Origin of the sequence: Pseudomonas sp. HMSC08G10, from assembly GCF_001808425.1 — a bacterium.
Lineage (GTDB): Bacteria > Pseudomonadota > Gammaproteobacteria > Pseudomonadales > Pseudomonadaceae > Aquipseudomonas > Aquipseudomonas guariconensis.
Map to the genome: position 1 here is coordinate 1 of NZ_KV793292.1, position 15,158 is coordinate 15,158.

The 15,158-nt window shown below is 60.6% G+C and carries 5 protein-coding genes; 2 read left to right on the forward strand and 3 right to left on the reverse strand.

Annotated features, from left to right (window positions below; translation table 11 throughout):
- The first annotated feature begins 244 nt into the window (after positions 1 to 244).
- Together HMPREF3173_RS03545 and HMPREF3173_RS03550 are read left to right on the forward strand one after the other, a co-directional pair.
- On the forward strand, positions 245 to 1,162 hold the full coding sequence (locus HMPREF3173_RS03545) for an AEC family transporter (protein WP_070571564.1): 918 nt from the start codon (positions 245 to 247) through the stop codon (positions 1,160 to 1,162).
- Between the two features lie 49 nt (positions 1,163 to 1,211).
- Positions 1,212 to 1,823 carry a cell wall hydrolase gene (locus tag HMPREF3173_RS03550; protein WP_070571565.1) on the forward strand — a complete coding sequence of 204 codons (612 nt, stop codon included), beginning with the start codon at positions 1,212 to 1,214 and terminating at the stop codon, positions 1,821 to 1,823.
- 56 nt (positions 1,824 to 1,879) lie between these two features.
- On the opposite strand, the gene HMPREF3173_RS03555 is transcribed toward HMPREF3173_RS03550, so the two are convergent.
- From HMPREF3173_RS03555 to HMPREF3173_RS03565, 3 genes are all read right to left on the reverse strand, one after another.
- Positions 1,880 to 5,554 carry an Ig-like domain-containing protein gene (locus HMPREF3173_RS03555; RefSeq protein ID WP_070571566.1) on the reverse strand — a complete coding sequence of 1,225 codons (3,675 nt, stop codon included), beginning with the start codon at positions 5,552 to 5,554 and terminating at the stop codon, positions 1,880 to 1,882.
- 104 nt (positions 5,555 to 5,658) lie between these two features.
- Complete coding sequence (locus tag HMPREF3173_RS03560) at positions 5,659 to 10,263, reverse strand: Tc toxin subunit A-related protein (protein ID WP_070571567.1); 4,605 nt, start codon at positions 10,261 to 10,263, stop codon at positions 5,659 to 5,661.
- Positions 10,264 to 10,406: 143 nt separating this feature from the next.
- Positions 10,407 to 15,074 carry an Ig-like domain-containing protein gene (locus HMPREF3173_RS03565; protein WP_070571568.1) on the reverse strand — a complete coding sequence of 1,556 codons (4,668 nt, stop codon included), beginning with the start codon at positions 15,072 to 15,074 and terminating at the stop codon, positions 10,407 to 10,409.
- Positions 15,075 to 15,158: the final 84 nt, after the last annotated feature.

A 15,158-nucleotide genomic window follows, 5' to 3' on the forward strand; every position in this document is an offset into this window, starting at 1 on the left:
CCTGCCATGACCTGCTGCTGGGCAATGACCATACACTGGAGGCCGGCAAGGCATTGGTGGAGGCGTTGCTGGATGGGCTGGAGAGACAGCAGGTGACAAAGACCATCGACTAGCCATGGCTGTGACTGCGCGAGACGTGACCGCTGACCGTGCAGTTTTCCTCAAGGGTCACTGCAGAAAACAACGTTTTTTTATGCTGACTGGCGCGGCTAGTCTGTGCCGGAACCCGACACGGACTGCCGCCATGCTCCCTCTGCTCCTGACTACCCTGCTCCCCATCATCCTGCTGATCGCCTTGGGCACCGTGCTGCGGGTGCGGGGGGTTCTGGGCGAGACGTTCTGGCCCGGTGCCGAGCGTCTGAGCTACTACGTGCTGCTGCCCGCTTTGTTTCTGCATGGCCTGGCCACGGCCAACCTGGACGGCGTGCCAGTGTTCGGCATGGTCGGCGTGCTGATGCTTTCGACCGTGCTCGGCGCGCTGCTGCTGGTGCTCTACCAGGGCGCGGTCAACCACGACGGCGCTGACTTCACCTCGGTGTTCCAAGGGGGCGTGCGCTTCAACAACTACATCGGCGCCACCCTCGCCGCAGGTCTTTACGGCAGTGCCGGCATCGCCCTGGCAGCGGTGGCCAACGCTGCCATCGTGCCGTTGGTGAACCTGCTGTGTGTGCTGGTGTTCGCCCGTTTCAGCGCCCGGCACAGCTCGCCAATCACGGTGCTGCGGGCGATCTTCGCCAACCCGTTGATCGTCGGCTGCGCCGGGGGCCTGCTGCTGCGGGTGACGGGGCTGGGCCTGCCGCCAGGGCTCGAGCCCACGGTCAAGGCCTTGGGCCAGGCAGCCCTGCCCCTGGGGTTGCTGTGCGTGGGCGCAGCGCTGGGCGGCGCTCGCCTGGGCCACCAGGTGAGGCCCTTGGTGGCGGCCTCGGCATTCAAGTTCCTGGTAATGCCTCTGACCACCTGGGGCCTGTGCCGACTGTTGGGCCTGGGCGGTCAGGCGGCGGTGGTGGCCGTGCTGTTCCAGGCCCTGCCGACCGCGTCGTCATCCTATGTGATGGCCCGGCAGATGGGCGGCAACGCACCGCTGATGGCCACGATCATCGCCTTGCAGACTGTCGCTGCCGCCGTCACCCTGCCACTGGTGCTGAGCTTGGCGCTGAGTTGAATCCGCTTGGCTAGACTGTGATTCACCTCACCTCGCGGAAAACTCGACCATGCGCACCTCGTCGCTGCTGTTAGGCCTGACCCTGGCCCTGCTCGCAGGCCCGCTGCACGCAGCCGACAGCCCCAAGGCCGCCGTGGCCGAGGACAAGGCGCAAGTGCTGGAAGAGAAAGTGGTCGAGGACGCGCCACCGCCCAAGAAGAAAGAAACCCTCACGCCCGGTGAAGTGAAAGCGGTCGACCCCGCCGGCCAGGCGCCGTTGGATGACAGCATCACCTGCCTTGCGCGCACCATCTATTGGGAATCGAAAGGCGCCAACGCCCAGGACATGAGCGCCGTGGCCAGTGTAGTGCTCAACCGCCTGGGCCACGAAGGCTTCCCCGACACGATTTGCGGGGTGGTCAAGCAAGGGGTGGAAACCAAGGCGTGCCAGTTTTCCTGGTGGTGCGATGGGCGACCTGATCAGGTCGAGGAGGAGCAGCGCTACGCCGTGGCCAAGGAAATCGCCCGCAAGGCCCTCAACCAGCAGTTGAAGGACCCCACGGGCGGCGCGCTGTATTTCCATGACCGCACGGTGCGGCCGCAGTGGGCCAAGGCCTATCGCAAGACGGCCGAGACCACGCATTTCTTGTTTTACAGGCCTAATCAGGCGTTGGCGCGATAGCCGCCCGGATCATCGACCTGCCCTTCCCAGGCGATGCTGAAAGCGCGCCTGTTCTCTTAAGGCATCACCGATGGCCAGAGGGTGAACCTGCCCACCCCTCCGATCGTTGTCGAGTTATAGGTCACACTGATTTCCATCGAGCAAGTGCGTTTGCGGTCAGTGGCTCCCTTTATTTCCCAATAGCCTTTGGACGCCGGCACACTCGAAGACACGCCAGGATTACAGGTCACCGTTGCATCGGACGTCAGACGTTCTATTTTGAGTCCGAGAGGATCGCCCTTGAAGTTCTTGAACCTGAACGACAGCTTTTCTGCTTTGGCGGTTATTTCAAAGGGATTATTTGTCCACTTATCTCGTGGTATCACAACGCCCTTCCAGGATATCTCCACTTCATCCGCCATATCAGGCATGTGCACAAAGAACAGATTCGCCTTGATGAAAGAGTCCGGGTAAAGCGAGCAATGAATGTTCGCCCTGCCTTGGCCACTTTTCGATGACGCGCCTGTCATCGCCCAACGGGTAATGCCAGTCGCATCCATATCCACTAGCTTGCCTTCACCTGGTACGGCGGTCACGAGTCCAGTGGTACTGTCAGTGATCTTGAGCGATAGTTTGGCCCCCAGCGTTATGAGCGGGCTGTCTGCAGGATAGGTCGCCTCCGCCCCTCGGGGGTCTTTCATTCCCCGCTTGATGAATACACCTGTGCGTTGGCCGTTATTCACATCGTCTTCGAGCCGAGTAGACAACAGCCCGCACGTTCCCAGCACAAAGGGCGTTTGGAATCGCTCCATCGTCACCGTTACACCGAACACGCCACTGACATCTGTCCCGGTCAATGTCCAGTTCAGTCCTTTGGCGACCGTCGTGGGCTGACCATATCCAGGTACAGCGTTCATATCGGTCTGCTTCAACGTGCCGCCATCGTTGAATGACAGACGGGCGACGAGATCCAACTGGGTGAGCGGGCTGCCAGCTTTGGGCTTCAAGCTGATCGTGCGCCCCACATTGCGTCGGAAGATCGGCGGTTCGCTTATATCGGAGCCTGACAACGTGTAATCCACTTCATCGTCCAAGTGGCTCGACATCAGTACTGCTGTGGACAGCACCCTTGGGGTATCGAAGTCCTCCACCCAGACTTCCAGACCGAACCGTCCACTGGTATCCGACGCCCCAGTCAAGGTCCATTCGTTGCCACCGACCGGTATCGGGCGCGGGACACCGTAATCCGGGTTCGCCACCAGCTTCGACACGGGCAAACTTTGGGCATCACGGAATTGCAGTCGGCTTTTAAGCGCCGTACCTGCGCTCAATGGGCTCGTATCCTTGGGCTTGAGCGTGACCCGCTGCGGCTGGCCCCGCCAGAAGTACCCCACCTCAGTCGCAGGCGAACCTTCCAACAAAAGATCGAATTCATCCTCCACCTTTTGCGACAGAAGCAGCCAAAGTCCTCGCTTCACAGGCGTCGTGAAGCCTTCCATGTGCAACTGCAGGCCAAAGGTGCCGCTGACGTCCGTTCCCGTGACCGTCCATGCCGGATTGGTGTAGCCATTGAATTGGTTGCCATAGTTTGGAACGGAACCTACCTGCTGGCTGCTCAGCGAACCGGAGTCATCGAAGGCGAGCCAATACTTGAGTTTCGACTGGCTTATGGGGCTGTTTGTCTTGGGCTTGAAACTGATCGTTTGCGCCACCTTGCGGCGGAACGTTATCGATTCCGTCTGAGCACTACCGTCGACTGTCATCTCGACTTCGTCGTTCAAGTCCAATGACAACAGCAGAGCATTGCTCAGCTTCAGCGGTGTGGTGAAACCCTCCATATGGACCTGCACGCCGAAAATACCGCTGGCGCTCTGTCCGGTGAGGCTCCAGGCCGGGGCGCTCAAGTCGGTGAAACGCGTACGATAGGCCGGAACGGCCTTCACATCTGCCTCGGCCAACGTGCCGCTGGTATCGAAATCCAACCAGAATTTGAAGCCCAACGTCTTTAGTGGGCTGCCAGGCCGGATCGCGAAAACGATTTTTTGTGTCTCGCCCCGGCGGAATATCGTTGGGCTTACAGGCTCGCCCTCCCCTAGTTTCAGAACGGCCTCATCGTGAAGGTCGGTCGACAGCTGAACACCCAAGAGCGAGAGCGGCACTTTCAGGCCTGCCTCGGCGACTTCCTTGGCGTACAAGCTGAACAGACCACTTATGCCGGTACCGCCTTCGATCGTCCAGCTGATACCGTCCTCGCCCATGCGCTGCGCAACATCAGCTTTCGGCTCAAGGGTGATGCCCAACTTCGACTCATCCGGCCAGCTCAGGGCGATATCCTTGCCGACAAAATAGCTCTCGGCGCTCGTGGGTTTGAGCGTCAGCGTGTGACGCGTACCCCGGGTCAGGCGCAGGGCCAACGCCGTCAGGTCGGCAATCGGCTTGCCATCGAGCGTCACCTCCACCTGTTTGAGCCAAGGGGACTCGTCGAAGACCGGCAAGGTACGTTCAGCGCTGCTGGTCTGCTGCAGTGCATCCTTGCACTGTGCAGCGAAAACCACCTGGTTCGCCTCACCTGCATCTCCCAGTTCAGGGATATAAGTCAGCGTGGCGTGGCCGTTGGCGTCGGTCTGACTGACATGCTGCTTACCTCGGTAGGACCAGATGACCTCCTGGCCGACTACAGGCCGATCAGGTGCGAAGGGGTTCTTCACGATGGCAGTCAAAGTGGTGGAGTTTTCGCCAACGACGGGCACGATGAAATCCCAGCGGATCTCTTCGATGATGTGATGGAAATCCCCTAGCTGCGCCGCGATGGGGTGTTTCTCCGCCTGCCAGTAGCTGCCCAGCCCCAGAGGTAGGTCAGAGGGAGGGTGATCTTCGGGTAACGTGGCATCGGCGGTCAGCCTCCAGCAGGCCCCGTCTCCGCTGGCCAGCGGCTGGTAGCGGTCCTCCTCGTCGCCACCACGGTTGAACTCAGGCTCAGCTTCCAGGCCGTACTGGATCGGCAGCTGATCGGTGCCCATCCATAGCAGGCTGGTTTTTTGTGCTTCCCAGGCGTCGCCAGCCGGCACCTTCACCTGCAGGCGGTGGGTGGCGCCGTGACACAGCAGAAACGGTCTTTCAGACTGGACGATCGGGTCATCGCCAGGGCGCTCAACCATGAGCTGAAGCTCACTCGCGTCGTTGAATGCCGGCAGGCGCAAGTGAGAGGTCACTTTTCTGAGAAAGAGAACGGGACCGGTCTGTTTCGGCGTTTCGAACTGCACGCGCAGCCGGCGAACGCCTTCCGGTATCTCGATGCGGCGCTCGGACAAAACATGCCAGGTGGCATCCGGTTTGGGCGGAATGACCGAAGGCGCTTCATCGATCGGCTGAATCAGCTCCAACGGTTTGCCTTGCATGACGCCTTCATAGAAGTGTTCCTTCCCATCGTCGTCGGCATCATAGACCCGAAGCCAGCACTCTTTGAACGCGGTGGCATCGTACTCGCAGCCCAGCCAGTACTCAGGGCGTCCCTCGACAGCGGCTTGGACAGGAAGCTCGATGATTTGCCAAAGCTTCTGGTCACAGGTAATCCCCACGTAAGTCCCGTCATTCGAATGTTCATAGTGTTGATATCGGATGTTTTGGGCTTTCCAGACAGTCGGTTTCGACTCAGTGAACTCGCTGATCGAGCCCAGGGGAAACGACTCGGCCTGGACCAAGTTGTGGCCGCGTGTCGATGAATCAATATTGCCGTTCATTGCAAAGGACATGGTTACTCCAACGTGTTGTAGATCTGCCGAATTCCCAGGCAAGGCCCTTCCTTGCCTGGATCGCGGCGGATGAAAATGTCAAAAGTTGCGTAGACGCCTTCGTTTCAGGCCGGCAGTGAGCGCGTGCGTCTCGGGTCCGTTGCCAGCAATTGCTCAACCGCCTCTTCAAACAGCGGCCCGCCATGCAGGGCGTGGTAGCGAACCTCGAGGATGACGTCGCTCAGGCTCGCCAGGGTGTCGGCCTGCTGGATATGCCGTGGGAACCGCAGGAGCCAGTCCGACACCGCTCCGGTACCCTCGAAGGGCCGGTAGCGGTCGTCAGCCTCTGGATTGCCGACCATCCCGATATCCTGGTTGGCGGACGACAGGCACACCTGTTGCCGCGCGCGCAGGCTCATCATCACGTTGCTGCCGTCGCCCTGGTCATCGGCCCGGGTCGCCTTGGGCGTCAGGAACTTCACGCCCTCGATGTCGGGCTTGACCAGCAATCGGCTCTGCGTCTGGGTCAGCGTCGCGCGGATGTTCTGATACGGCCCAAGCAGGGCAGGTATGGACAGTGCCACGCTGTGCAGGCGGCGCAGGTAATGGCCGGGGTAGTCCTCGTTGAACAGCGTCTCGGACAGCGAGAACGCCACTTCGCCATGCTCACTGAGCAGCTCGCCAAGCCGGGCTCCCTCCTCGACGGGGGTACCGTCCTTGGTGGATACCAGGCCTTTGTCGAGCAGCGCCTGCAAGGAAACCGTCTTGTGCACCTCCAGGTGCCGCTCGTTGCGCAGCAGCGCTTCGGATTCCAGGCGGTGCAGGTCCAGTCGCAGTTCGTTGCCGGCATTGAGGCCATAGCGGTCCGCCTGCCAGATCGGCGCCCGGACGATGCGCTTGTCGAACTGACCGGTCTCGAACTGCCAGCACGCCTCGGCGCTGTTGCATAGGCTGACCGCCACGTCGAACAGGGTTGCCTGCAGGGTCGCGGTCTGCGAGCGCAACCAACGGTACAGCGACACGCTGGTGGACTTGTTCTGGTAGTAGGCATACAGCTGCTGGGTATGGGCCAGCGCCTTGCGGCTATGTGCCAGCGCCTGCTCGGCGGCCAACGTGGCGTGCTGTTGCGCGTCCAGCTGCTTGTCCAGGATATGAAGCTCTTTGCCCGCCAGTTTGGCCTGCAGCTGCCATTCTTGCCGGCGGCGGCGGTAGCCTTCGGTTTCTCGCAGCAGTTCGGCCGCCGTCACCATGGTGCCGCCGGTTACCTGCAGCCCATGACCGACCAGGCTCAGCGGGCCTTTATAGCGCATCCCGCCGTTGGCCATCCCGAATACGTTCGGCCCCAGCTCCGCCAGGTGTGATGCCCCGATGAAACCGGTGCCCGAATGGGTCAGGGCTCGGCCGATACCGTGCAGGCTCATCGCCGCGTATTCACCGTCCGAAATGTGCTCTTCGTAAAGCTTGGTGTAGTGGGAGTGGCGCAGCTCAGTGGCGGCCCGTTGCGCTTGAAGCACGTCCTGGCTCTTTTGCTGCTGCTGGTAGAGCTGCTCCTGAATGCCAATGGTGTAGCTGGCGATTTCCGCCGCCTGCCGGAACTGCAAGGCTTCCAGTTCGGTGCGCTCCTCCTGCTCCATCAGACCACGCAGTTGCTCGCCGAACTGGATCAGCGCCGTGACCACTTCATGGGCCTTGCCAATGATGGTCCGGAAGCGATACGGCGGCACCACGGTGCGATAGCCGAGCAGGTGCGACATGCTGGCATTGCCACCCATCCTTGCCATGAGCAAGTCGAACGGGTTGGCCGCAGGCGCATACAGTGGCAGCAGCAGCGGTTGACCATCGATCGTCAGGTAGTGGCGCAAGTTGTAAAAACGCTGCTCCAGCAGCTGCCAGGTATCGATCAGGTGCTGATTGACGGGCAGGCGGAAAGCTTCGTGCGCCGCTACACCCGTCCACACGAACGTGGCCAGGCGTTTGGGCAGGTCCGCCGGGGCACGCACCTGTGCCTGACAGGCCAGCAGTTGTTCACCACGCGATGTACCGAGCAGTTGCGCCACGGTCTGGGGTTGCCAGGTGTTGATCGCACGCGCATTCGGCGCCTCGCCCATCAAGTCGGCCGCCCTTCGATAGAGCAGCCAGGCGGCGGCCAGGCTGTCACGGGTCGGCTGACGGTAATGCAGGTCGGCCTCGCCGATCAGCAGGTGCACGTACTGGTGGAAAATCGCCTTGCGGTAGTGAGAAGGTGCATGCAAAGCAATGGTATGTGGATCGAGCAATTGGTGTTCCAGGCCGGCGGCCGGGGTGTCCTGGGCCATGATCCAGGCGCAGTTCCAGTATTCAGGTCCTGGATTTTCCGTCGACGGCTGCTTGCGCTGCGGATCGAAGATCAAGCCCAGCCAGCGGCGGGCTTCTTCGTAGCGTTCCTCTGCCTGTAGACGCGAGGCGATCAAATGCGGGACGTGGAAGAAGAGCTCGCGCAGGTACAGGCCGTTGGCATCGTAAGCATCCATCGGCGCATCGTCCTGGGTACGCAGCCAACCGCCATGGCCCTTGCTGTTGGCCGCTTCGATGTAGGCCGGCTCGCGCAAGTATTGGGCGTCCCAGTCGAACACCGCCTGAGGCGACGCCTGGGCGCGATTGATCAAGTCCGGTACGTGCTGGGAGTTCAGGCGTGCGACCACTGGCTTGAATTGTGTTTTCTCGATCAGACCGATGTTTTCGAACACTAGAAAATCGGTATCGCTGCCCTGGCGTACGATGTAGGGCATGGTTGCCTGATCGATGTTGACCACAAGCCCCATTGTCAAGGTGAATACGGCTGCTTTGCTGGCATCTTCGGCGCTGGAGCTGGTTGTGACCGGTCCCAGCGTGACCTTGATCGACGGAGGGGTGCCGGCCTCCCCTGGTGGCGCCCAGCTCTCGGTCAACCATGGTGTGGCCGCATTGCCATTGAGCAGGAAGGTGCCGGTCCAGCTTTGGTCGCTTGCACCCGAGAACTTCATCTGTTCGCTAATTGCGGTTTCGGCGTGGACGGTTACGAAGTTGTCGGGGTTTTCCAGCACTTGCGCGTCCGACGCATCGATCTGCGCGCTGAAACCCGCACCTTGACGTATCCCTTGCGCGTCATACTTGGCCAGTGCCGCAGGCAGCGCCTCGGACTTCACCTCATCTGTAGCTTTGTACCAGCCATAGAAGGTCTTCTCGAATGAACTTCCAAGCAGAACCACATTCGCCGTTTCCACCGGGTGGGTCAGCTTCACCGCCTGGAACTGAGGCGCCTTGTTCGTCGTGCAACGGAACTCGACCTTGCCCTCAGGTGTCGTGAGCACCTGGGCACGCATCCAGACGCCCTCTGCCAATTTCAGTAAACGGGATACGTACACCGCCACAGGCTTGGGGGTGGTCTTCACTTGCCAAGAACGGCCACGCAGATGCAAGCGATGCTTGCCATTGCCTGTCTCCTCCAAAAACGCCTCAAGGTCCAGGCAAGGATCGCTGCCTGCTGAGGGCATGACGCTTCGGATCACCCACTGGCTATTGGTTATGCGGCGCTGGAAAGTCAGGTGGTCATCGCTTTTGTCTTCGAAATGCTCGAACAGCCGGGTCCTGGATGTCACATCAAAAGCCAGATGCTCCGGGGCTTCTCGTTTGAGCACGTTACGCTGGACCGTGAACAAGTCCACTCCCTTATCCGCGCGTAACGCGACGCACAGCTCGTCGTCACTGCCGTGGGCATGGGCAACGGCTACGGCCAGCAGTCGGTACAGGCTCGTGTCCAGATCTTCATTCTTTTTGATCGGGTCGGTTGTCATGCTCCAGAGCGTTTCAGGTGTGGACCATTGGTTGTCCAAACCTAGATGCATGATGTCTAGCTTGAGCGTGTAGCGTCTGGATTGGTCGTCTTGCGCCTGGTCTTGCTTAGGTTGGTCCTGCACCGGCTCGCCATGGTGCATCCAGACCAGATGCAACCGGCCGCAGAACAGCACCAGACGGGCCAGGATCACCTTGGTGCCAGCCGGCATGGAGATCGCGTGCCACTCCGTCCAGGCGTCGGGTTGAATGACCGTGGAGGTCTTGTCCAAGCGCACAGCGACTTTTCGCCAGTAATAGCGCGTAGGCGTCGCTGTGTCCTTGCCGAGCAGGTAGTAGTCCGAGTTGGCAAAGGCGTAGCCGTCGAAATGATCGCCATCAGTGTGGCGATCCTGGTAATCGATATAGCCAGACTGCACGCGGATGCTGTTCTGGTACTCGTAATGCTTTAGGTAGGTCAGCAACGCGTTCTGCACGTTCGCATCGTTGATCTTGCCTTGCCCCAGATCGTTTTCCAGGGTCTTGAATGGCTCGGTTTTGTCCAGGCGCATCTCGGCGCGAATGTAATTCTCCGGGTAGTCCTCCAGCATCTGGTAGGCAGCCCAGAGCGAGTAGTTGGACATTGCCTGCTGCCAGAAGGCGATCAAGGCCGGGTCGAAGTCCTGGTCGTATCCAGGTTCGAGGTTGCCGAGGATCGAGTTGATGTACGTCTGGGTAGTGGCCAGTGCTTGCGCCAGATAGGAGGTGGTCACGGCGGAGGTAACCTGCGTGTCCATCATGAAGTACCGATCCAGATGCTCGGCCGTCAACATATTAAGCGAAGCGGCCTGGGATTGGTCCGGCAGCACATGGTGGATGACATAGGCACTGAGCGCGTCGCGCCACTGCTCAGCCAGTTTATGGGTCAATGCATTGCTCATGGAGACCTCGATTGGTGGGGTCGAAGGCGTCGGGCGGCCGAACACCGCCCGACAGGCAGGGCCTGCTGCCCTGCCTGCTATCGCGCCAAATGAATTAGGGCTATTCCTGCCACCGGAGGCAGGGATGTGATTGTGGCGGTCCGTCAGGCGGGGGAAGGCTTGACGATGACGTCGATCCAGATCGGTTCCATGGCTTGCACGTAGGACACGCCAAGTTGCAGGGAGGCTTCCTGGTTCAAGCCGGTAGGCTTGCTCTTGATCTTCCAGTCCATCTGTACCCCCGGTGCCTCGAAGGATTTGGCGACACCCAGTTCTGGATTAAAATGAAGGCCCAGAGAGGACGCGGAAAAACGTCCGTAATACAGCAAGTACAGTTCTGCCTCGAGCAGAGGATGCCCCGCTGGCAGCCGGCATGACAGGGTGTACTCGACCTCACCTTCGGTCGGCTGGGTGATGACGCCCGGGCCATCGACCGGTTGCCCCTCGAACAAAATTTCCATGCCCTGCTCGGGCAGGAACGTCACCGCCCCGAACGGATAAGACCCGTCATCCCCCCAGCTCGCGACCACGGTCCGTTCGCCCACCTGCGTGCTCTTGAGCAGGTAATGGGCAATGCCGTCAGGCCCCGTGAGGCTCGTGACCGCTTCGACTTCACCCTCCTGCACGGTCCAGGTGACCGGATAACGCTCGACCGGCTTGCCATCGTCGCTGACGATATGAAGCGCGTACTCGGCTGCACTGATGCCATCGGCGAGTGGCCATTTCCCGCTGCTCGAGGGTTTCGCGCACATGGCATTGGACAGTACCTCGAAGCTGAGCGTCTCGGTGTAATAGCCGCCCTCGGTGTCACCAGGCTTGGTGAGCGTGACGGTGACCTCAACCAGACCAGCGGCCTTGGCATTCAACACCGCCTTGGCCTGCCCATTCTCATCGCTCAGCTCTTCCATGCTGACCAAGTCGGCGCCGGTGCAGGCCCACTTCAGTGCCTGTTTGGGATACGGGTTTCCATCGAGCGCCCGAATCGTCGCGCTGACGCTGATGTCATCATTGACAACCGCCCAGGAGGTGAGCGCCAGTGAGCCGACATAGGGCAATTCATCGAAGACAACCTCGAATTTTTGGACGTCTTCGGGATTGCCTGCGTACCAAAGAGCCACGATGCCTTTGCCCGCCTGCATGCTACGCAGCGAGATCCTGCTGATGCCTTCGCTGTCGGTCAGTGTCTCGCCCGAACTGTCGATGAACTCGCCGATGCTGCTGGTCCAGTTCACCAGGCGGTCGACACCGCGGTTACCCAGATCATCGATTAGCTGCACCTGCAAGTCGAAGCGGCCCCTATTGCCCGCCAGCACCGGCTTTTCGGGTACTGCGGTATTGTGGAGCCGCAATGGTTCATAACAATCGATGACCACCGGCGGGGCGAAGGCCTTGCTGTCGAGCAAATAGGTGGCCTGAACATGCGCAACCCCGATCAGTTGTCCGGCCTGCAGGCGCACCGTCGCGATACCCTGCTCATCGGTGTAGCTGTAATGCTCGAGCAAGCTTCCCAAATCGGTGGACCATCTGACTCGAATGTCGGACACCGGCTGGTTGTTTATGTCCAGTAGCGTCAGGCTCACAGCGGTTTCTTCATCACTCTTATTGGCGACCAGCCGCGGATTGCTGACCAAGCAACGTGTGGACAAGCTCTGACGCAGCTCAACTTCGTCGCGGCGCTTTTCGGGCGCCTGGCGCAGACTGCTCAGCACTTCGTGTGCGGCGCTGCGGTAAGCCTGGGTGTCAGAGTGACCGCTGAGGCGACTGAGCTTCATCAGGGAGCCGGCGCTCAGACCGGTTTTTTCGCACAGCTGGCGGGTATCGACCAAGGCGCACAGCTGCGCCAGGTTGCGAATGATGCCGTCAGAGGTCACCTGGGCGGCCACATCGAGTACTTCGCGGATGCCCCAGCCCAGCCAGGCGGCGATCTTCTCGGCCGCGGCGTCCTTGATCAGGCGGTGCTCGTTTTGGCTCAGCTCACCCAGCGACTCGATCAGGTCGAAGTAGCCCAGCAACTGTTCTTCGGACTGCTTGGCCTGGCGCAGGCACCGCGAATAGCGCTCCAGAAAGTACAAGGTCTGCAGGGTCAGCTCAGTGCTCTTGATGCTCCAGCGCGGGCGCTGGGCGCGCACCAGCAGGCTGGAGAACATCGCTGGGCTCAGGGCGAACTGGTTGACGACCCGGGCACAGCGTTGCATGCGTTGCATCAGGGGCATCATGGCTTTGAGAGCTTCGGACTGAAGCTGATCCGGCTCGAAGTTCGTCGCGCTTTCAAGCAACGTATGCGCTTTCCCTCCAGCCCAGTAGATCACCGGGATCACGCTGTCGGCCTTGAGCGACAAGAAGTGCGACAGGCGCTCCTGGACAACGCCCCACTGCTGCGAACGAATCCGCAACACGACGCCAAGAATCAGGGTCTTCAAGCGTTCGGCTTCATCGGCCGTGAGCAGAGGCAGCTCGCTGTCCTCGCTTTGCGTTTGCCCATCGCCCTCGCCTTCTTCAGGTTTTGGCACGTGCATCAGTCGCTGGATCACCACTTCGATTTCCCGTGCGGCGAAGTGCTCGTAATAGACAGGGTCGAAGTCTTCTTCGGAATGGCCGGTATCGGTGATCAGGCCCTGGGCGTCGACAATCTGCGTGAGATTCTGCATCCAGCTCTGGGTTCTCAGAGGTGCCACGCCAGCTTCGGCGAGCAGACGGTCGAAGTCCTGGAACGGCACCAAATGGCTCTTGAGCTCGCCCAGCAGCGTGCGGTACTCCTCGGGCACCACATCGGTGGTCTCGACCGGTAGCAGTTGTTGCACCAGCCAGGCGATGGGCAGTTGCTGCGCCTGGCACCACGCCACGCAACGGCTAAGGGCATGGATAACACTCAAGGTGTCGGTCTGGATATAGCTGTTGTACATCGCGTTTTGCGGGGCTCCGGCCAGCTGCAGGGCGTATTGGCCCTCAGGGCTCAGTACTTCGAGCAACGACAACAATTCGATGGTGGTGATCGACAGCAACCGGGCCAGCAAGGTGATGCGATAGAACGCGCTGACTGTCGACAAGGTGCGTACGAGAGTCGGCTGGCTTTGCCCCTGCATGACCAGGCGCGACAGGTAGCGGAAGGTCTCCATGTTGATCCCCAGCCCCTGGCACAGCTGATCGACCGTACGTTTGCTCTGGACATCCTCGCTGCCCAGGCTGAATGGCGCATAATCGAGCACCAGCGGCGTGGTCGTATCTGCGTTGAACACCCGATCGAAATGGCTGAGGGTATCGCCACTTGCAAAAATGGACATGTCCGACAGCAGGGCGGAAAAGTCTTCGGCGCCGCACGAGAAGCGCTCACGTAGAAACTGGAACACACCCAGCGCCCGGATCGTATTGGCGGTCATCCACAGCGGCGCCTCACTGGCAGTCTCCTGGCTGATAGCGGCACGCCGCTCCGCCTCGATGGCTGCGCAGACGATCTGGTCCGTTTCGGCGTAGGAAAGCTTCATTGCCGTGGCCAGGCGCACCAGGCGATTGATCCGGTCGCAGCGGTCTTCGGTCAGGTGCTGGAAATGGTGCAGGGTAGGTTCGGCATTATCGCTGACCACCGACACCGGGTTATCGCTGCCGCTGTTGATGAAGCGCGCGCCAAACTGCACGGATGTTGCAGAGGCATGAGGTGCAGCGACGACTACATTGTCGGAGCGAACCGGTGCGTAGGCGGCCAGGGCGAACAAGGACTCCATTTCATCCTGGCTCATGTGCAGAGCCTGGCAGAAGTTCACCACGTTCTGCAGCGTCGGGTAGGCCTGGACACCAAAGTTATCCTTGAAAAAACTGACGCTGTTGCTCGCCACTTGTTCGGCGCGCCGGGCCCCAGACGTGTGCGGCGGAGCCAGCAGTCGCCGGGTCTGGGGGTTGAAACGCACCTCACCGCCCGTGCCGAAGTAGGGTGCCTCGAGTAGGATCGCGCGCAAGGCCGGGCCAAGGCCTGCATCCTGTTGCAGAGCGACGTCCGACCACTGGGAGTGGGCTCCGGGCTGGATGAAATAAGGCGCATCGATGTCGGACAAGCGCGAAATGTCACTCACCGACAGCTCGTGATGGGCCAGCACCGTGCGGATCTGTTCCCAGTAGTGCTCATAGGGAAACTGCTTGAGCGGATAGCGCACCTGAAGGAGTTTGTCCTGCGTGGCGGTGGTGTCGTTGGCCATTTTTCGCTGGCGCTCGATGGCGCTTTCCATCACATGGTTGACCACCTCGACCTGGGTCACCGTGCGATTCATGGTGTCTTCATCGAGCGAAAGGTCGTACAGATCAGGACGCCGCGTTTTCAACGTCACGGCTTTGAGCGCATTCCCCTCCGGCTCCAGCTCCTTCTCCACGAAAGTCAGCAGGTCGATCAGGTAGGCCGCCGGCGAGGTAGTGGCATCCACCGCTTGCGGATGGGTGTGGTTGCCCCAGGACGGCGAGAACTGGTTCTCGAACGTCGGGCCATTGCTCTGTGCCAATGGGCCCTTGAGCTCGTCCGCTGCCCGGCGTGTCGCGGCGCTCAGACGGTTTTCCCGAAATACGCGCATCATCGCTGCCGTGGCCACGTCCAGGCGATCCTTGAGTCGCTGGGCTTGCTTCATACGCATACCGCTAAAGCGCTGGACCAAGGCGGCAGGAGGTTTGCCCTGCAGGTCCAGGACTGTGTCCTGGGCCACTGCATGGGTACTTAACGCGCTTTTGATGCCGGGTTCGGTTTCGAGGATTCGGTCAAGCAGGTTGGGTTCGTGATCACTGTGGTCAGACATCTAGGGCTCCCTTGGCATACGAGCGATCCATCCCGATCTGGCCGTCTGACGGCACTGCCGGGCGTTTCGATGGATGCTATTCCT

What these genes read in the sequence shown, in the direction of transcription:
- HMPREF3173_RS03565 (WP_070571568.1), bottom strand. Translation starts at nt 15,074, where the DNA reads ATGTCTGACCACAGTGATCACGAACCCAACCTGCTTGACCGAATCCTC.
- HMPREF3173_RS03550 (WP_070571565.1), top strand. Translation starts at nt 1,212, where the DNA reads ATGCGCACCTCGTCGCTGCTGTTAGGCCTGACCCTGGCCCTGCTCGCA.
- HMPREF3173_RS03545 (WP_070571564.1), top strand. Translation starts at nt 245, where the DNA reads ATGCTCCCTCTGCTCCTGACTACCCTGCTCCCCATCATCCTGCTGATC.
- HMPREF3173_RS03555 (WP_070571566.1), bottom strand. Translation starts at nt 5,554, where the DNA reads ATGTCCTTTGCAATGAACGGCAATATTGATTCATCGACACGCGGCCAC.
- HMPREF3173_RS03560 (WP_070571567.1), bottom strand. Translation starts at nt 10,263, where the DNA reads ATGAGCAATGCATTGACCCATAAACTGGCTGAGCAGTGGCGCGACGCG.